The following is an 18,169-nucleotide window of genomic DNA, read 5'->3' as shown; positions in this document are numbered from 1 at the left end:
TGAGCTAGGAATCCCCTTCCTCAGGGAGGGGAGGAGTCAATGGCGGTACCCACTCAGGAAGCGCCCGATCCGGCTGATTGCGGCGTCGAGATCGTCGGCGTAGGGGAGGGTGAGGATGCGGAAGTGGTCCGGGCGCGGCCAGTTGAAGCCGGTGCCCTGGACGACCTGGATCTTCTCGCGCAGCAGAAGGTCGAGGACGAACTTTTCGTCGTCGACGATGGGGTGGACCTTGGGGTCGATGCGCGGGAACGCGTACAGGGCGCCCTTCGGCTTCACGCAGGAGACGCCCGGGATCTCGTTGAGCTTCTCCCAGGCCTTGTCGCGCTGTTCGAGGAGGCGGCCGCCCGGCGCGGTCAGTTCGCGGATGGACTGGCGGCCGCCGAGCGCGGCCTGGATGGCGTACTGGGCGGGGGCGTTGGCGCACAGCCGCATGGAGGCGAGCATCGTCAGGCCCTCCAGGTAGTTGCGGGCGTGCTGCTGCGGTCCGGTGACGACCAGCCAGCCGGAGCGGAAGCCCGCGACGCGGTAGGTCTTGGAGAGGCCGCAGAAGGTGAGGACGACCAGGTCGGGGGCGAGGGCGGCGGCGCTGTGGTGGACCGCGTCGTCGTACAGGATCTGGTCGTAGATCTCGTCGGCGAGCACCATCAGGCCGTGCCGGCGGGCGAGGTCGAGGATGCCCTCGATGATTTCCTTGGGGTAGACGGCGCCGGTGGGGTTGTTGGGGTTGATGATGACGACGGCCTTGGTGCGGTCGGTGATCTTCGCGGCCATGTCGTCGAGGTCGGGGTACCAGTCGGCCGACTCGTCGCAGATGTAGTGCACGGCCTTGCCGCCGCAGAGCGTGGTGACGGCCGTCCACAGCGGGAAGTCCGGGGCGGGGATGAGGACTTCGTCGCCGTCCTCCAGGAGTGCCTGTACGGCCATGGAGACCAGCTCGGACACGCCGTTGCCGAGGAACACGTCGTCGACGCCGACGTCGAGACCGAGCGCCTGGTAGCGCTGGGCGACGGCCCGGCGGGCGGACAGGACGCCCCGCGAGTCGGTGTAGCCATGAGCCTGGGGGAGCATCCGGATCATGTCCTGGACGATCTCCTCGGGCGCCTCGAATCCGAAGAGCGCGGGGTTGCCGGTGTTGAGGCGCAGGACGCTGTGGCCCGCCTCCTCCAAGGCGTTGGCGTGCTCGATCACCGGGCCGCGGATCTCGTAGCAGACCTCGCTGAGCTTGCTCGACTGCCGGAACTCCATGTGGTGCCCTCCCGCGACCTGCCCGTGACGTGTGTGACTTGGTTTTACCAAGTGACTGCTTGGAAAGTCCAACAAGTTGCATAGACTGCGAGCCATGCCACGCCGAAGCTACGACCAGCACTGCGCCGCCGCCCGCGCCCTCGATGTCGTCGGGGACCGCTGGATGCTCCTGATCGTCCGTGAGCTCCTCGCGGGGCCGCGCCGCTACACCGATCTGCACGCGGACCTGCCCGGCGTCAGCACGGACGTGCTCGCCTCGCGGCTGAAGGACATCGAGCGCGAAGGCGTCGCCGAGCGCCGCAGGCTGCCCGCGCCCGTCTCGGCGTACGTGTATGAACTGACCCTGCGCGGACGGCAGTTGCTGCCGGTGCTCCAGGCGCTGGGGGAGTGGGGCGCGCCCGATCTTGAGGAGCGCAGGCCCACGGACGCGGTGCGTGCGCACTGGTTCGCGCTGCCGCTCCTGAGTCATCTGGAGCGGCTCGGCGGCGAGGGCGTGGTGGAAGTGCGCCTGGACGAGGGGGAGTTCCATGTGCGGGTCGGCGGCTCGGGCGCGGGCGGGCCTGTTTACGGCGAGGGGGCCGTGGCCGGTGAGCCCGACGCACGGCTCGTCCTCGGTACGGAGACCTGTGTCGCCGTGGTGCGGGGCGAGCTGACGCTGGAGGAGGCGGCGCGCGCGGGCCGTGTCGCCGTGTCCGGCGACGGTGCCCTGGCGAAGGCGCTGCGGGAGGTGTGAAGGGGTGTGCCAATTCACCTATGGCGCCCGGCACTTGAAGTGTGCCGGGCGCCATAGGTGGGGGTGTCACATGCCCGGCGGTACCCGGGACGGGCGGCCCGTGCCGCGCGTCAGGGCGTAGCCGCCGATACCGGCGAGCGCGGCCAGGATGCCGCCCGCAGCGGTCCAGGCCCAGCGGTCCGACCACCAGTCGGCGGACCAGCCGTCCTCGGGCTCACCCGTCGCGAGCGCCTGGCTCGCCGACGAGCCGTTCTCCTCGTCGGAGGCGTCGTCCGCGGCGGCAGCGGCCTCCTCCGTTGTCGAGCCCGGCACGAGCGGGGCCGCGAGCGAGCCGTCCACCGCCGCGGAGCCGCCGACCTCCTTCGAGGTCACCTCGACCTCGGCCGAGACGGGAAGTCCCTGGTCGGAGGGGGTCAGCGTGGCCGCCGTGAGCCGGACGTAGTACGTGCCGGGCAGCGGGTCGTTCGCCCACTGTTCCGACCAGGCCCGCACCGTACGCAGTGTGCAGGACAGGTCGACCGACGTCGCGTCCGGCGCCGTCGCTCTCGACTGCGTCCCGTACATGCAGGACTGACGGCGCCTCAGCCCGTCGTACACGTCGATCCGCCACGTCGCGCCCGAGGGCCGCGTGGCCGAGTCCGGCAGCTTCACCGTCGCCTTGACCGTGGGCCGCTGGCCGGCGTCCGCCGGGAACGACCAGTACAGGTAGTCACCCGTGGAGGCGCCCGCGGTGGCCCGCCGGCCCTGCTCGACCTCCTGTGCGGTGCGGAACGACGTGCCCGCCTCGGTGGGCGCCTTGCCGTCACCGGAGTCGCCGGAGTCGCCCGAGCCGGCGAACGCCGTACCCGCCCCGAGCAGTGCGGTCAGCGCGCTCGCACCGAGGAGTCCCGCCGTCGCCAAAAGCTTGGTCGTACGCATCAGTTGGTCCTCCAGACCGCGACCCGCCAGCGCGAGATCCAGCCCCACAGCACACCCGCCGCGAAGCCGGTGAGCACCAGGGCGCCGAGCAGCCACCAGCCGCGGCCGAGGCCGAACGCGGCCACGTCGGACGCCGCGCTGGGCGCGTCCACGACGTCCACGGTCAGCTCGACCGGGAGGCCCGGCGTCGTCTTGACCGACGCGGGGGCCGAGTAGGAGTTCGACACCTGGAGGCAGACGGTCTCGGCCGCCGCCTCGTCCGCCTCGTCATCGTTCTGTTCGGGCTTCGGGTAGTGCAGGCCCGTCGAGATCACGTCCGTGCGCCCGTCACCCGCCTCCGAGCCCCGGACGATCTCACGGCCGTGCTCGGTGACCGCGCGCAGCAGCACGCCGTAGTCCTTGTTGACCGCGCGGTCCGCGGCCACGCTCACCGAGGCGCGCAGCTCCTGCCCGGGGGCGACGGCCACACGGTAGAAGCGGTGCTCGCCGAACGTCTCGCGGTCCGCGTACAGACCCGGCTTGATCTCCGGCGCGCCGGTGCACTCCTTCGTGCCCTCGACGGCCACGGGGTTGACCACGGGGTCGGCGGCGCGGTCGACCAACTGGCCGACGCGGTCGGTGAGTTCATCGGTGTGCCGCACGGAGGTGTATGTGCCGCCGGTGGCCTCGGCGATGCAGCTCAGCTGGTCACGCGTCTTGGCGTCCGGGACCAGGCCGAGCGTGTCGATGGTGAGGTTGATGCCCTTCGCGGCGATGTCGCGGGCGACCTCGCAGGGGTCGAGCGGCTGGCAGGTGTCCTCGCCGTCGCTGATGAGGACGATGCGGCGCGATCCGTCGCCGCCGTTCAGGTCGTCGGCCGCCTTCAGGAGCGCGGGGCCGATCGGCGTCCAGCCGGTCGGCGAGAGGGTGGCGACGGCGGTCTTCGCCTCGGTGCGGTCGAGCGGCCCGACCGGGTAGAGCTGCGCGGTGTCCTTGCAGCCCACCTTCCGGTCCTCGCCGCGGTAGTTGGCGCCCAGTGTGCGGATGCCGAGCTCGACCTCCTTCGGCGTCGCGTCGAGCACCTCGTTGAACGCCTGCTTCGCGGCGGCCATCCGGCTCCCGCCGTCGATGTCGCGCGCCCGCATGGAACCGCTCACGTCGAGCACGAGCTCGACCTTCGGGGCGGCCGTGGGCTGTCCGTCAGGGTTGTCCGCCGCGGAGGCGCCGACGGGCGCCAGCCCCATGGTCAGGGCGGCGAACAGGACACAGGTTCCCGCCGCCAGCCGTTTTCTTATGATCATCGCCGGATCTTATGGATCAACGTACGCGCACAACAAAACGAGTGGTCAGCGGGGATCGAGGCCCGTGCCGGAATCCAGCTGTTTACCGCCGAACACCCCGGTTCCGTCCGCCTGTTTCCACCAGGCCTCAAGGCCGGCCTGGTCCAACTCCCGCCAGTCGGGGGTCTCCTGCACGAGCGCACGGCCCAGGCTCCGCCCCAGTCCGACCAGCGCGCCACCGGCCTCCGTGCGGGCGTCGTCGTACGCGGCGAGCGCCTCGTCGAAGCCCGGCGCGGAGCGGAACGCGGATTCGAGGGCGGCGCCGTCCTGGAGGGCCTTCACCGCGCCCGCCCCGGTGTGCGGGCGCGCGACCGTCGCCGCGTCCCCGGTGAGCAGGAGCCGGCCCGTCGCGTACCGCGGGGCCGTGAAGTCGTACATGGGCTGGAGGGCGAGCTCGTCCGGGGCGGTGAGGCGGACCAGGTCACCCCAGTAGGGCGGCAACAACTCATCGGCCACGTAGGCGAGATGGGAGTGCAGCGCGTCGGTGAGGGTGCCCGGTGGCAGGCTCGTCGGGAGGTCGACGCGCAGCGCCGCGTCGACGCCCGGCGGGGGAGCCGTGTAGAGAACCCAGTTCACGCGCCGGCCGCCGGCCGGGCCGCCGTCCGGGATCCGGTAGACGATGAGGTGCCCGCCGGGGAACACGACGTACGCGCAGTCCTCCTCCGCCCACAGGCCGGGCTCGGCGAGCCGCTCGGCGGGAAACGCGCCCCGCCACGCCAGATATCCCGCGTACCGCGGCTGTACGTCGGGGAACGCGCAGGCTCTGACCGCAGAGCGGTAGCCGTCCGCGCCGATGACGAGGCCGAACTCCTCGGTGCCGCCCGCCGCGCAGTGCACACGGGCCCCGCCCGTCGTCGCCTCGACCCGCGTCACCGCCGCACCCGTTCGGAACTCGACGTCCGCGGGCACCGCCCGGCGCAGGTCGCGCCAGAGCGGCCCCCAGTTGTACGTACGGAACGGGAACGGCATGGCGGCGATCTCGCGGCCGAGCACCGTGTCCCCGGCGGACCCGGCCCTCACGTACCAGCGGCGGCGCACCAGGCTCACCCACGGCATGCCCGCGCCCATGTATCCGGCCGACTCCAGCTCGGCGTAGCGCGCGTCGTGCACCGCGAGCCCGACGCCGCGTTCCGCGAGGGAGCCCGCGGCCCGCTCGTACACGATGATCTCGTCCGCGCCCCCGCGACGGGCCGCGAGAGCCGCGGCGCAGCCTGCGATGCTCCCGCCCACGACCGCGACCCGGCCACCGTCCACCATGCGTCCCGTCCCTCATCATCGGTCCCGCGCAAGGGAGATCGCGCAAGGGAGATCTCCGCAGCCGGGACGACGCTACCGGCAGTCGCCCCGCGCTGCGCGGACCCCGAGCCCCAACGGTGCGATCCCGGCCACCCCTCGGTCCTGCCCATGATGCGGGTGAGTGGTGAGTGGTGAGTGGTGAGTGGTGAGTGGTGAGTGGTCAGTGGTGAGTGGTCAGTGGTGAGTGGTGACGGTCAGGTCGCCGACGGCGTGGCTCCGCTGTCGGTCCGGCCCGACAAAGCCGCGGATGAGAACAGCCCGCGGACGAAGGTCAGGGTGTCCGGGAGCGAGGCCTTCATGGTGCCGCTGTGGTCGGTCGGGTACGTCTTGAAGGTGACCGGCTGGTTGGTGCGGCGCAGGGCCTTGACGTACGGGGCGGTGAGGGGGAGGGGTACGTCGATGTCGAGCAGCCCGTGGCCCATGAAGAACGGGCGGTCGAATCCGCTCTCCGGCATACCCTGCCGATGCAGCGGGGCGGCACCGTGACGAAGGTCGGCATGGACGCCACAGCCAAGCCCGGCGACCGTACGCCGGGGCATGCCCCCGCCGTACCTCCGCGGGAGACTGTGGACCGTGTGCGCCGCCGGCTCAGTACTGACGGCCTGGGGCCACGCATCGCCCCCACTCCGGTGCTGTGGAGCCTGCTCGATGCCGGGGATCGTGACAGGTAGGGCGCGCCCCGACAGCTCACTCCGGGGATCACGATTCAAGGCCTGGTGATGATCGCCTCGCCCACGTCGACGAGATGTGCCACGAAGTCTTCAGGGGGCGTCAGCGGGCTCGCGGAGGCGGTCGCGATCAGGCTCTCGCGGTCCGCCAGCGCGTGCGTGACAAAGCTGGCCAGGAACATCCACCGTTCGTGACGCCGCTGTGGCGGGAGCCAGCCGAGTCCGGCGATCACGCGCCGCTGCACCTCGGTCCACAGGCCGGTGCGGCCCTCCCCGTACCGCAGATCGGTGATGAGCTGCCCCACTTCGCGGTCACTGAACGCCTGCGCCAGGAAACGGAGATACCAGCTGGGCCGCCCCGGCTCGCCCAGCTGCGCCACCAGAGGCAGGACCAGGGCCTCGACGAGCCTGCGGGCCTCAAGGGCCGCCCCCTCACCGCCCTCACCCTCGCCCTCGCCTTCGGCTTCGGCGTCGGCTTCGGCGAGATACGCCGCGCGCGCCTCGTTGGCCGGCACCATGCGCCGCGCGATGACGGCCTCCAGCAAGTCCGATTTCGAGCCGAAGTGGTACCGGACGGCCCCGGTGTTGCGCTGCCCGGCCGCCGCGCCGATCTCGCGCAGGGACACCCCGTTCACGCCGCGCTCCGCGTACAGGCGTTCCGCCACGTCGAGCAGCAGCTGTCGGGTGGTGTGCGTGCGGGTGTTCATGCGCGGGAATCTAGCGCGCCGTCCGACGCGGCCGGAGGACAGGGGGCGTGCGGCAATCCTGTCGTGCCGCGCCCATGGACATATTTAACCCAGTCGGGTTAACTCCGTTCGCAGGCAGCGCCGCGCCAAGTAGCAGAGCCCAACCCGCCTGTCTGCGACGGCACTTGTGCCACCACCGTCCCGTCATTCATCGGGTTCACCCCTCCGTCCCTCGCCGAAGACGCTTCCCGCCAGAAGGGACGACGCCTGTGCCACCGCCCGCCATCGCCTCCCTCGGTTCCGCGTCACCCCCTTCCGCGCTCCGCCGCGTCGCGGTCCTCGTGGTCCTGGTCCTGCTGACCGAGACCGCCCCGCTGGAGATCAGCCTGGTCTATCCGGCGGTGCCGTCGCTGTCCGACGAGTTCGGGGCGGCGGCCGCCGACATCGTGGTGGCCGCGGTCAGCCTCTCCGCAGCCATGACCATCCCGTTGACCGGGAGGCTCGCCGACCGTCTCGGCATCAAGCGCGTGATGCTGGCGTGCAGTGGGGCGTTCGCCGCCGGGTCCCTGTTGTGCGCGCTCGCCAACGGGCTTCCGATGCTGGTGGCGGGCCGGATCCTGCAGGGCTCGGTCGGCGGGCTGCTCTCCTTGTCGTACGCCCTGGTGCGCAAGGTCTTCCCGCCGTCGCAGGTACCGCTGGTCCTGGGTGTCGCCGCGACCGGCATCGGAGTGAGCGGGGTCGCGGCTCCCTTCCTCGGCGGTCATCTCACGGATGCGTACGGGTTCCGCGGTGTCTTCTGGTTCCTGCTGGCGCTCGTCCTGGTGATGCTGCCGTGCGCCGCCCTTGTCCTGCCTGGTGAGCGGCCGCTGCCCGCGTCAGAGAGCGGCCGCTCCGCTTCCCGCGCCCGGCAGCGTCTGGACGTGCCGGGTGCGCTGTTGCTGGGCACCGCGCTCGGCGCCGCGCTGATCGGGGTCGGACGGAGCTCCGCCGCCGGCTGGGCCACTCCCGAGGTGCCTGCGTCGCTCGTCGCCGCGATCCTTCTCGGTCTGGTCTTCGTGCGCCGGGAACGGCGCCTGGCTCGGGCCGGTGTCGAGCCTGCCGTGGACCTGGGGCTGCTGACCTCGCCGGGCATGCGCTCCACGCTGCCTCTCGCCGTCCTCGGGTCGGCGGTGGTCGCCGCCGTGGGGTTCCTGCTGCCGCAGATGGTCCAGGACGAGCAGCGCATCGGGGCGCTGGCCGCCGCGCTGTGGACCTTTCCCCTCGGCGTGGCCACGCTCGTCGGCGGTCCGCTCGGCGGCATCGTCGCCCGGCGGCACAGCCCGCGCCATACCGCGTTGCTCGCTTCCGCCCTGCTCACCACGGCAGCCCTCGGCCTTGCGGTGCTGCCGCACGGCCGGTCCCAACTCGGCGTGTTCGTCGCGGTGTTCGGCCTCGGCATCGGCCTGCAGTATCCCGCGCTGTCGAACCTCGTCACCGAGGCCGTACCGCTCGCCCGGGCCGCCACCGGCACGGCCCTGCTCGCGGCCTGCAGCCAGCTCGGTGCCGGAGCGGGAGTCGCGCTGCTCGGCGGGCTGCGCGACACCTCCCGGCCCGCCTCTCCCGCCGCATACGGCCTCGCCTACCTGGCCTGCGCGGCCTGCGCCGCACTCGCGTTCACCACGGCCGCACTGATGCGCCACGGCCGAACTCCGGCGACCGGCGGCACCGGCGCGCCCGCGCGCCGCCGAGACCTCGGCTCTCCCACCGCACACGCCCCCTCGTCCACCACGAAACCGCTCACCAAGAAGGAGACCCCCTCATGACCCACACGCCCTCCGCCTCTACCTCCGCTTCCAGCTCCACTGCGCCTGATGCCGACGGTTTCCCCGTCCACACCGTCAAACTTCCCCTGACCCCACGGGAGTTCAGCCCGGGTGGAGCCGACAGCACCCCGCACACATACGGCCGCATCCGTCTCACCCCGCAGACCCGGGTGATCGGCGCGCACGTGGACGGCCTCGACGCGGCCGCACCCCTGGATGCGGCGACGCGCGCCGAACTGCGGCAGGCGCTGCTGGAGTGGAAGGTGCTGTTCTTCCGCGGACAAGAGATGACGGTCGGTCAGCAGCGGGAGTTCGCCGGAGCCTTCGGCGCACCGGAACGCGACCACCCGTTCCTGCCCGACGCGGGCGACCCCCATGTCGTACAACTCGCGCACGACGCACAGAACCCCGGCACCGAGAACATCTGGCACAGCGACCTGACCTTTTCGCCGCAGCCGCCCCTGGGCTCCGTGCTGCGTGCGGTGGAGGTGCCCGCGGTCGGCGGCGACACTCTGTGGGCCGACATGGCCGCTGCCTACGACGGGCTGCCCGACAAGGTACGGCGGCGGATCGCGGACCTGCGTGCCGTCCACGAGATCCCGCAGGCCCCCGGCGATGTCGGCGCCGCACGGGCCAGGCTGCGGCCGGTCGAGCACCCGGTGGTGCGCACACACCCGGAGACGGGACGCCAACTCCTCTACGTCAACCGGGTCTTCACCTCCCGGATCGTGGGACTCTCCCCGGAGGAGAGCCGGGAACTCCTCGACTTCCTCACCTGCCAGGCCGACCACCCCGAATACCAAGTGCGTCTGCACTGGGAACCGGGCACGGTGGCCGTCTGGGACAACCGGGCCACCCAGCACTACGCGGTGAGCGACTACTTCCCCGACCGCCGGGTCATGGAGCGCGTCACGCTGGTGGGCGACCGCCCCGCGTGACGCATCGCGACCATGCCGGGAGGGGGTGCGGGTGAGGCATGGGGCAAGGGATGGTCTCACTCCGCTGCGGGCCACACACCTCAGCGGGCACGCATCGACGGCTCTGCCCGGCTTGCTGCGCCATCGATGGCCCAGCACTCATCTCCGGCTGTGACGCTTGGTTACTATGCTCATTTCATGCCAGAGGCTGGAGGATTCCCCAGACTGCATCGAATCCGAGAATCCGACCTGGCCGCAAGAGCGAAGGAACCTGGGGAGCGAGACCTTGAAGACACTGAGGCAGGTCGTTGCAACCCGCTACATCGAACCCCTACGGGCGGGCGGATCCGTGCCCGGGGTCGTCGAGGCCGATGACCTGGGGACCTATGTCGTGAAGTTCACCGGCTCCGCGCAGGGGCGCAAGGCCCTCGTCGCGGAGATCGTCGTCGGTGAGCTGGCGCGCCGCCTCGGCCTGCGCTTTCCCGAGCTGGTCCTCGCCCACTTCGACCCCGAGGTGGCCGCCCACGAGCCGCACCAGGAGGTCCAGGACCTGCTGCGCGCGAGCGACGGGCTCAATCTCGGGATGGACTTCCTGCCGGGCGCGAAGGACTTCACGCCTGAGGTCGCCGCCGTCTTCACGGTGGACCCGCTGGAGGCCGGGAAGATCGTGTGGCTCGACGCCCTCACGGTCAACGTGGACCGCACGATCCACAGCTCGAACCTGATGGTCTGGCCCACCTTCGGCATCCAGGAGCCGAAGCTGTGGCTGATCGATCACGGCGCCGCCCTGGTCTTCCATCACCGCTGGGACGCGTCCGCGCCCGACAAGGCGTACGACTTCCGCCATCACGCCCTCGGCGCCTACGGGCCCGACACGGCGGCCGCCGACGCGGAGCTGGCCCCTCTCGTCACCGAGGAGATGCTCCGCGAGGTCACCGCCCTCGTCCCCGACGCGTGGCTGACCGACGAGCCGGGCTTCACCACGCCGGACGAGGTCCGTGAGGCGTACGTCTCCTACCTCGCGGCCCGCGCCCGTACGTCCGCCGCGTGGCTGCCCACGGACTTCCCCTCGCGCGACCAGCTGGCGGCCGCCGACGCGCGCCGCGCCGCCGACACGGAGAAGGGCCGCCCCGACTGGCTCAAGCGCGTCCCCGACCTGCACGGCAAGCCGGCCGCCGAACAGGACTGGTCCGTCCACCTGGGATAGCAGGGGCCGGGCCCGGACACGACCGAACCCCCGGCGCTGTGCGGTGCCGAGGGCTCGGGTGGTGCGGGGTGGTGCGGGGCTGGACTCAGCCGGCGAGCTGCTCGTACGCGGGCAGCGTCAGGAAGTCGGCGTAGTCCGCGTCCAGGGAGACCTGGAGGAGCAGGTCGTGGGCCTGCTGCCACTTACCGGCCGCGAAGGCCTCCTCGCCGATCTCGGCCTTGATGTTCGCGAGCTCCTGGGCCGCGACCTCGCGGGCCAGCTCGGCCGTGGCCGTCGTGCCCGAGTGCTCGCCGCCCTCGAAGACGACACCGGCGTTGATCCACTGCCAGATCTGCGAGCGGGAGATCTCGGCGGTGGCCGCGTCCTCCATGAGGTTGAAGATGGCGACGGCGCCGAGGCCGCGCAGCCACGCCTCGATGTAGCGGATGCCGACCTGGACGGCGTTGACCAGGCCGTCGTAGGTGGGCCTGGCGTCGAGGGAGTCGATCGCGATCAGGTCGCCGGGCGCGACGGACACGTCCTCGCGCAGGCGCTCCTTCTGGTTCGGCTTGTCGCCGAGGACCGCGTCGAAGGACGCCATCGCGATCGGGACCAGGTCGGGGTGGGCGACCCACGAGCCGTCGAAGCCGTCGCCGGCCTCGCGGTCCTTGTCGTTCTTGACCTTCTCGAACGCGACCTTGTTGACCTCGGCGTCACGCCGCGACGGGATGAACGCCGCCATGCCGCCGATCGCGTGCGCGCCCCGCTTGTGGCAGGTGCGGACGAGGAGTTCGGTGTACGCGCGCATGAACGGGGCCGTCATCGTGACCAGGTTGCGGTCCGGCAGGACGAACTTGGCGCCGCCGTCACGGAAGTTCTTCACGATGGAGAACAGGTAGTCCCAGCGGCCCGCGTTCAGCCCGGCGGCGTGGTCACGGAGCTCGTAGAGGATCTCGTCCATCTCGTACGCGGCCGTGATGGTCTCGATCAGGACGGTCGCGCGGACGGTGCCCTGGGGGATCCCGACGTAGTCCTGCGCGAAGACGAAGATCTCGTTCCAGAGGCGGGCCTCCAGGTGCGACTCCGTCTTCGGGAGGTAGAAGTACGGGCCCTTGCCGAGCTCGATCAGGCGCTTGGCGTTGTGGAAGAAGTACAGGCCGAAGTCGACGAGCGCGCCGGGGACGGGGCGGCCGGCCTCGTCCTTCAGGTGACGCTCCTCGAGGTGCCAGCCGCGCGGGCGCATCACGACGGTCGCGAGCTCGTCGTTGCCCTTGAGGGCGTACGACTTGCCGGTGCGCTCGTCCGTGAAGTCGATGTTCCGCGTGTAGGCGTCCATCAGGTTGACCTGGCCCAGGACGACGTTCTCCCAGGTGGGGGCCGAGGCGTCCTCGAAGTCCGCGAGCCAGACCTTGGCGCCCGAGTTGAGGGCGTTGATGGTCATCTTGCGGTCGGTGGGACCGGTGATCTCGACGCGGCGGTCGTTCAGCGCGGCCGGGGCGGGCGCGACGCGCCAGGTGGTGTCCTCGCGGATGTGAGCGGTCTCCGGGAGGAAGTCGAGCGTGGAGGTGCGGGCGATCTCGGCGCGACGCTCCGCGCGGCGGGTGAGGAGCTCGTCACGCCGGGGCGTGAACAGCCGGTGCAGCTCGGCCACGAAGGCGAGGGCCGCGTCCGTGAGCACCTCTTCCTGCCTGGGCAGGGGCTCTGCGTCGACGATGGCCAGCGGGGACGGCGCTGGTGCGGACATGAGCTGTCACTTCCTTCAGCGAACGGGCGCGGGCGGCACTGAGTGCCGGGGGCGCCGGGATACGACTACGGACCCCGCGCGGGGGGACCGGCCCTTCTGAACAGTGGATACTAGTTTCCTCATTGTGGAAGTTCAATGGTTTGTTGATGTCGAGATTCTTCGGGACGACATAACGTGGCGCTCAGTGCCAGGCTCCTCACGCCCCGTTCATGCCTCTCTCACTCAAGGTGCTTCAGGTCGGCCTCGGTGTCGATGTCGTAGTCATCGGCCACATCGCCACACTCCACGAGCGTGAGCTTCGACGCGTGCTCCTTCAGGTACGCGCGCGCCCCGCGGTCCCCGGCCGCACTCGCCACGATTCCCGGCCAGTGGTCCGCCCCGAACAGGACCGGATGCCCGCGCTCCCCGTCGTACGAGGCCGCCGCGAGCGACCCGGGAGACCGGTACGCGGCCCGCACCCGGGCCACCGCCGCAGCCCCGATCCCCGGTTGGTCCACAAGGAGTACGAGCGCGGCCGACGCCCCCGTTCCGGCGAGCGAAGCGAGCCCCGCCCGCAGCGACGACCCCATGCCCTCCTCCCACGCCGGGTTCTCCACGAGCACGCACCCCGCGAGGTCCGCCCGCGCCCGTACGTCGTCGGCAGCCGCGCCCAGCACGACGTGGACGCGCTCGCAGCCTCCCGCCCGCAGCACCGCCACCGCGTGCTCCACCAGCGGGCGCCCGCGGTGCGTCAGGAGGGCCTTCGGGCGCCCGCCGAGCCGCCGCCCGCCGCCCGCCGCGAGCAGCAGTCCCGCCACCGGAGCCTCATCCGTTGCGTGTGTCATGAAGCCTGGATACCTCACCGGGTGCCCCGCGCGCCGACCGCCGGCGACACTCGTGAGGCCGGAATTCGGTCGGCACGGTGGCGGGCGCGGCAGGAAGTGGCGTTTACTGGCCGGCGACCCCGGTGCGGCGCGTGCAACCGGCGCACACCGGGGCCGCGGAAGGGGTACCACGTGCGAAGGCGCACGTGTGCGGTCGCACAAAGGCGTGCGAGGGGGGAGAGCCGTGTTACGGAGCGTGGGGCAGAAGCTGGTGGCGGGCACCGAAGAGGATCCGCGGGTGACGGAGTTGCGCACCGCGGTGTCCAGGCTGCGCCGTGAACTGGCCGCCCATCCGGCCGAGTTCCCTGACCGGGCCGTCGCCGAGGACGAACTGGCCGCCCTGGACGCGATGGCCGTCGGCGGCCTCCCCGAGACCCCGCGCCTGCGCCGCTCGCTGCTGCTGATCGCGGGCGCGATCGGCTCGGTCAGCGCCCTGGCGAAGGGCCTCGGGGACGTGCGGAACGCGGTGGAACTGTTCGGCGGGCCGCCACTGGGCTGACCAGGGACGGGAGTTGACTGTCGGGGCACGGGAGTTGACTGTCCGGGCGCGAAAGTTGACTGTCCGGGGATGGGAATTGACTGTCCGTCATTCCGGCGTCATGCCACCCAGTGCGGCCGCCCCGGCTCCTCGCCCGTCGTGCCGAGGCCGTCCGCGAGGGTCTGCGCCAGGCGGCGCACCGCCTCCCTGGCGACCTCGGGCGGCTGGGTGTACGGGAAGCGCAGCCGGTGCTCGTGCGTCCCCGGGTCCGCGCCGAAGCGGGAGCCGCCCTCGACGCGCACCCCGTGCCGCAGCGCGGCCCGGGCGAGCGCCGAGGCGATCGGGCGACCCAGGTCGATCCAGAGCGACAGGCCGCCGGGCGGCAACTGCCAGCGCCATTCCGGCAGTTCGCGCGCCAGGTCCTCGGCGAGCGCGTCCCGCTGGGCCCGCATCCGCGGCAGGCGCTCGCTCAGGACCTCGTCCATCCGCTCCAGCAGCCGCAGCGCGACGAGCTGGTCGAGGACGGAGCCCGCCATGTCGACCGGCACCCGCGCCGTCGCCAGCTCCGTGATGAGCCGTGACCCGGCCCTGACCCAGCCGATGCGCAGCCCGCCCCAGTGCGTCTTGCTCAACGAGCCCACCGTGACGACCTGTTCGCCCGCCCCGTGCGGAGCGAGCGAGGCGAACGGCGCGGGCGTCGGCACGTCGAGCGCGATGTCGGCGACCGTCTCGTCCACGACCAGCCACGTCCCGGTCGCCCGCGCCGCTTCTAGGAGCCGCACCCGCTGCTCGTGCGGCATCAGCCGCCCCGTCGGGTTGTGGAAGTCCGGGATCAGATAGGCGAGCCGCGGCGCGGTCTGCCGCAGCGCCGACTCGAACAGGTCCGTGTCCCAGCCGCCGTCCGTGACCGGCACCGGCGTGGCCCGCATCCCGCCCCTGTTCAGCGCGTCCAGGGCGTTCGGGTACGACGGGTTCTCGACCAGGACCCGGTCGCCCGCACGGGCGAGAAGCCCCAGGGTGAGCGACACCGCCTGCTGGGCGCCCGCGGTGATGAGGATCTGCTCTGGCAGCGTCGGCAGGCCGCGCCGCGTGAACCGCTCGGCGACCGCGGCCCGCAGCTCGGGAAGCCCGTACGGGTGGTAGCCGGGCGTCGACGCGTGCCGGGCCAGCATCGTGCCCGCGGCGGTGAGCGCGTCGGCGAGCTCCCCCTTGGGTGCGGCGGGCGCCGCGATGGCGAGGTCGATCACGTCGTCGTCGCCCGTCGGGAAGGCGGCCACGCTGGCGGGCCGCTGTCCCTCGGGCAGCTCGGTCCAGGTCCCCGCGCCGCGCCTGCTGCGCGCGTACCCGCCCTCGCGCAACAGGTCGTAGGCCGCCGTGACCGTGGCGCGGCTGACGCCGAGCGCCGTGGCCAGCTCGCGCTCGGCGGGCAGCCGGGTGTGCAGCGGGATGCGCCCGTCGAGCAGCAGGGTGCGCACGCCCTGGGCGAGGGCGCGGTAGCCGGGACGGTCTCCGGCGGTCCCCGTCAGGAGGCCGGCGAGGCGCCGGCTGCCCAGGGATCTGTTCATGCTGTTCGTGCCCGGGGTGTTCAAGGCGTGGACCACTCGCTTGCCTGCCATGCCAACTCTCCGTTATTGGCCCTGCTGTCCAGGCCAATCAGCCTACAGACTCGACAGAGGTCAGGGATTTTGGCCTGGAGAGCGGCTGAGGAGGCATGCCATGGAGGGGTACGAGGCGGGCTGTGTCACGGACCGTTTCGAACGGGAGATGCAGCGCCGCGCGGAAGCGCGCACCACGCGGCCGGCGGGCGCCTGGGTACGCGCGCTGGTGAGCGGGAAGCGGCGCAAGGGGCGGAAGCCGTGAGCGCCGTCGCGTCGCGGCGCCCCGACGGCGTGGCCGGGCAGGTCGTCGTCGGCGTGAGCGACTCGCTCGGCGGGCTCGCGGCGCTGCGGGCGGCCGTCGAGCAGGCGCGCCGTTCGGGCCGGGTCCTCGTCGCCGTCCTCGCGTGGGAGCCGCCCGAGGGGGAGGTCCTGTACGCCCGCCGCCCCGACCAGCAGTGGGCCCGGCAGTGGCACGGTGCGGCCCTCGCCCGCCTCGACCGCGCGTTCGCCGAGGCGCTCGGCGGACCGCCCCAGGACGTGGACCTGGTGCGCCGCGTGGTCAGGGCCAGACCGGGCCGGGCTCTGTGCGACACGGTGGCGGGCCAGGACGACCTGCTCGTCATCGGCGTCCATCCACGCCGGATGTGGCGCGGGCGGATCCACCGATACGTCGTCGCGCGCGCCGGGTGCCCGGTCCTGACCGTGCCCGCGCCACCGCTGGCACGGCACGAGTTGCGCGCGCTGCGGCGGGCGACCGCACGTGACTTCGTGGCGGCGGGTCCGGCCGCAGGGTGAACGGCGGGTCAGCGCCGCATCAGCCCGCGTGCCGTTGCCGCCGCGACCGCCGCCGTGCGCGAATCGACGCCCAACTTGGCGTAGATGTGCACCAGATGGGATTTCACCGTCGCCTGGCTGAGGAACAGCTCCTTGCTGATCCGCTGGTTCGACAGGCCGTCCCTGACGAGCTGGAGCACCTCCAGCTCGCGGCGGCTGAGCGCCTCGGCCGGGGCCCGCATGCGGTCCATCAGACGGTGTGCGATGGCGGGCGCGAGCGCGGACTGGCCGGAGGCCGCCGTGCGGACCGCCGCCGCGAGCTCCTCCGGCGGCGCGTCCTTGAGCAGATAGCCGGCCGCGCCCGCCTCCACGGCGGCCAGGATGTCCGCGTCCGTGTCGTACGTGGTCAGGACGAGGACGCGCGGCGCACCGGGCCCGGCCGCGATGGCCGCGGTCGCCTCCGAGCCGTGCATCCCGGCGCCGAACTGCAGGTCCATGAGGACGACGTCGACCCCGCCGGCCGCGGCGAGTTCCACGGCCCGCTCGGCCGTGGCGGCCTCGGCGACGATCTCGAAGTCGGGTTCGGCGTCGAGGACCGCGCGGAGCCCGGCGCGTACGACGGGGTGGTCGTCGGCGAGCAGGAGCCGGACGGTCATGACGAGCCTTCCACGGGGAGGGGGAGAGTGATCGCGACCGCCGTGCCCTGCCCCGGCGCCGACTCCACCGTGAACGTGCCCCCGAGGGACTCCGCGCGTGAGCGCATCGCGGGCAGGCCGAACCCGCCGTCGCCGGACGGGGCCGACGCGGGGTCGAAGCCGCGGCCGTCGTCCACGATGTCGAGGGCCACGGCCGTGTCCATGAAGCTGAGGGTGATCTCGGCGCGGCGTGCGTCCGCGTGCCGCACGGTGTTCGCGAGCGCCGACTGCGCGATCCGCAGCAGCGCGACCTCGTACGGCGTCGGCAGCCCGGACGGGGTGCCGCTCTCCGTGAAGCGGGCGGTGAGGCCGGGAGCCGTCGCGCACAGCCGCTCCAGGGCCCCCGCGAGCGACCCGCTCTCCAGGTCCGGCGGCGACAGGGCCCGTACGAAACGGCGGGCCTCGGCCAGATTGTCCTGCGCGGCCGCGCGCGCCTGCTCGATGTGGGGGGCGGCCGGCGACTGCGGCGGCAGCGTGCGCTGGGCCGCGCGCAGCAGGAGCTGGATCGAGGACAGGCCCTGCGCGAGGGTGTCGTGGATCTCGCGGGCCAGGCGCTCCCGCTCGGCGAGGGTGCCCGCCGTGCGTTCCGCTGCGGCGAGTTCGGCGCGCGTCGCGATCAGCTCCTCGATCAGGCGCCGTCTGCGCTCGCTCTCGCGGTACAGCGTCTGATAGCCGATGACCGTCGCCACCGCCACGGCCGCACCGAGGAGCGGCCCTATGAAGGCCCCCGGGTTGAGCGGCTGCCCATGGCGTACGTACGAGGCGATGGCGGCGCCCGCGGTGAGCACCACGGCGGGCACCCCCCAGCGGGCGGGCAGCAGATGCAGCTGGAGGAAGTACAGCGGGAACGCCAGCCACAGGCCGTCGGGGGAGAGCACGAGGAGCACCAGCCACACCGCGCACAGCGCCGCCAGCCACAGCGCCGCCCCGGCCCGCGTGTCCCGTACGGCCGGGATCAGCGAGCCCGCGCCGTACACGACGGCCATCACGACCGCGGCGGCCACCACGGCGCCCGCTCCCGTCGAGTCGCCGGCCAGCGCCCGGGCGGCGACCAGCACGAGCAGCCCGGCCATCAGCAGATGCAGGCACAGGCGCAGAACGCGCAGGACGGGGGTCAGAGAACGTGGATCCATACCTTCACCAGCGTAGGCAGAGGATCCCGGCCGACGGTCAACCGAAAGGTTGAAAGGCGGCTCCTTCCTTCGATTCGGGTGAAGCGTGCTGTGGCGCGATGCCCGGGGCGGGGG

The 18,169-nt window shown here is 72.3% G+C and carries 18 protein-coding genes; 7 read left to right on the top strand and 11 right to left on the bottom strand.

Going from position 1 to position 18,169, the window contains the following annotated elements:
- Nucleotides 1–36 precede the first annotated feature (36 nt).
- Nucleotides 37–1,245: a pyridoxal phosphate-dependent aminotransferase gene (locus AC07EJ_RS19545; protein WP_478884603.1), complete on the bottom strand. Its 1,209-nt coding sequence runs from the start codon at nt 1,243–1,245 to the stop codon at nt 37–39.
- A gap of 94 nt (nt 1,246–1,339) precedes the next feature.
- Between AC07EJ_RS19545 and AC07EJ_RS19540 the strand changes: the two genes are divergently transcribed.
- Nucleotides 1,340–1,978: a winged helix-turn-helix transcriptional regulator gene (locus AC07EJ_RS19540; protein ID WP_478884602.1), complete on the top strand. Its 639-nt coding sequence runs from the start codon at nt 1,340–1,342 to the stop codon at nt 1,976–1,978.
- A gap of 66 nt (nt 1,979–2,044) precedes the next feature.
- On the opposite strand, the gene AC07EJ_RS19535 is transcribed toward AC07EJ_RS19540, so the two are convergent.
- The 5 genes from AC07EJ_RS19535 to AC07EJ_RS19515 all read right to left on the bottom strand — a co-directional run bounded on the left by AC07EJ_RS19535 (nt 2,045) and on the right by AC07EJ_RS19515 (nt 6,886).
- The gene (locus AC07EJ_RS19535; protein WP_389481999.1) at nt 2,045–2,896 is read right to left on the bottom strand and encodes a hypothetical protein; all 852 of its coding nucleotides are present in this window, start codon (nt 2,894–2,896) and stop codon (nt 2,045–2,047) included.
- On the bottom strand, nt 2,896–4,176 hold the full coding sequence (locus AC07EJ_RS19530; RefSeq protein ID WP_478884601.1) for a VWA domain-containing protein: 1,281 nt from the start codon (nt 4,174–4,176) through the stop codon (nt 2,896–2,898). Before AC07EJ_RS19530 ends, AC07EJ_RS19535 begins: the two co-directional genes overlap by 1 nt.
- A gap of 45 nt (nt 4,177–4,221) precedes the next feature.
- Nucleotides 4,222–5,472 (bottom strand): FAD-dependent monooxygenase, encoded by a 1,251-nt coding sequence (locus AC07EJ_RS19525; protein ID WP_478884600.1) that lies wholly within the window; start codon nt 5,470–5,472, stop codon nt 4,222–4,224.
- 233 nt (nt 5,473–5,705) lie between these two features.
- Nucleotides 5,706–5,966: a hypothetical protein gene (locus tag AC07EJ_RS19520; protein WP_478884599.1), complete on the bottom strand. Its 261-nt coding sequence runs from the start codon at nt 5,964–5,966 to the stop codon at nt 5,706–5,708.
- 251 nt (nt 5,967–6,217) lie between these two features.
- Nucleotides 6,218–6,886, bottom strand: a complete 669-nt coding sequence (locus AC07EJ_RS19515; RefSeq protein ID WP_389481990.1) for a CerR family C-terminal domain-containing protein — start codon at nt 6,884–6,886, stop codon at nt 6,218–6,220.
- Between the two features lie 248 nt (nt 6,887–7,134).
- Here AC07EJ_RS19515 and AC07EJ_RS19510 point away from each other — a divergent pair, with 248 nt between their 5' ends.
- The 3 genes from AC07EJ_RS19510 (at nt 7,135) to AC07EJ_RS19500 (ending at nt 10,791) form a co-directional block, all read left to right on the top strand.
- Entirely contained in the window at nt 7,135–8,667 is a 1,533-nt protein-coding gene (locus AC07EJ_RS19510; RefSeq protein WP_478884598.1) for an MFS transporter, read from the top strand.
- Nucleotides 8,664–9,605: a TauD/TfdA dioxygenase family protein gene (locus AC07EJ_RS19505; protein WP_478884597.1), complete on the top strand. Its 942-nt coding sequence runs from the start codon at nt 8,664–8,666 to the stop codon at nt 9,603–9,605. The genes AC07EJ_RS19510 and AC07EJ_RS19505 overlap by 4 nt, the downstream gene beginning before the upstream one ends.
- A 274-nt stretch (nt 9,606–9,879) precedes the next feature.
- Nucleotides 9,880–10,791 (top strand): HipA family kinase, encoded by a 912-nt coding sequence (locus AC07EJ_RS19500; protein WP_389482266.1) that lies wholly within the window; start codon nt 9,880–9,882, stop codon nt 10,789–10,791.
- A gap of 85 nt (nt 10,792–10,876) precedes the next feature.
- On the opposite strand, the gene aceB is transcribed toward AC07EJ_RS19500, so the two are convergent.
- On the bottom strand, nt 10,877–12,514 hold the full coding sequence (gene aceB / locus AC07EJ_RS19495) for a malate synthase A (RefSeq protein ID WP_389481983.1): 1,638 nt from the start codon (nt 12,512–12,514) through the stop codon (nt 10,877–10,879).
- A gap of 218 nt (nt 12,515–12,732) precedes the next feature.
- Nucleotides 12,733–13,338 (bottom strand): nucleotidyltransferase family protein, encoded by a 606-nt coding sequence (locus AC07EJ_RS19490; protein ID WP_478884596.1) that lies wholly within the window; start codon nt 13,336–13,338, stop codon nt 12,733–12,735.
- A 223-nt stretch (nt 13,339–13,561) separates the two neighbouring features.
- Here AC07EJ_RS19490 and AC07EJ_RS19485 point away from each other — a divergent pair, with 223 nt between their 5' ends.
- Entirely contained in the window at nt 13,562–13,876 is a 315-nt protein-coding gene (locus tag AC07EJ_RS19485; protein ID WP_389481978.1) for a DUF5955 family protein, read from the top strand.
- Nucleotides 13,877–13,974: 98 nt separating this feature from the next.
- On the opposite strand, the gene yczR is transcribed toward AC07EJ_RS19485, so the two are convergent.
- Nucleotides 13,975–15,471: a MocR-like transcription factor YczR gene (yczR, locus tag AC07EJ_RS19480; protein ID WP_389481976.1), complete on the bottom strand. Its 1,497-nt coding sequence runs from the start codon at nt 15,469–15,471 to the stop codon at nt 13,975–13,977.
- Between the two features lie 100 nt (nt 15,472–15,571).
- On the opposite strand from yczR, the gene AC07EJ_RS19475 reads away from it, so the two are divergent.
- Complete coding sequence (locus tag AC07EJ_RS19475; RefSeq protein WP_389481974.1) at nt 15,572–15,715, top strand: hypothetical protein; 144 nt, start codon at nt 15,572–15,574, stop codon at nt 15,713–15,715.
- Entirely contained in the window at nt 15,712–16,248 is a 537-nt protein-coding gene (locus AC07EJ_RS19470; protein WP_478884595.1) for a universal stress protein, read from the top strand. Before AC07EJ_RS19475 ends, AC07EJ_RS19470 begins: the two co-directional genes overlap by 4 nt.
- Before the next feature lie 8 nt (nt 16,249–16,256).
- Here the strand turns inward: AC07EJ_RS19470 and AC07EJ_RS19465 are convergent, their stop codons facing one another.
- Nucleotides 16,257–16,883, bottom strand: a complete 627-nt coding sequence (locus AC07EJ_RS19465; protein WP_389481970.1) for a response regulator — start codon at nt 16,881–16,883, stop codon at nt 16,257–16,259.
- Nucleotides 16,880–18,055: a sensor histidine kinase gene (locus AC07EJ_RS19460; RefSeq protein WP_478884594.1), complete on the bottom strand. Its 1,176-nt coding sequence runs from the start codon at nt 18,053–18,055 to the stop codon at nt 16,880–16,882. The genes AC07EJ_RS19465 and AC07EJ_RS19460 overlap by 4 nt, the downstream gene beginning before the upstream one ends.
- Between the last annotated feature and the right edge of the window lie 114 nt (nt 18,056–18,169).

This window comes from Streptomyces sp. NPDC045026 (genome assembly GCF_056432625.1).
Note: the sequence above shows the minus strand (reverse complement) of the source record. Positions and strands in the feature narration are given on the sequence as shown.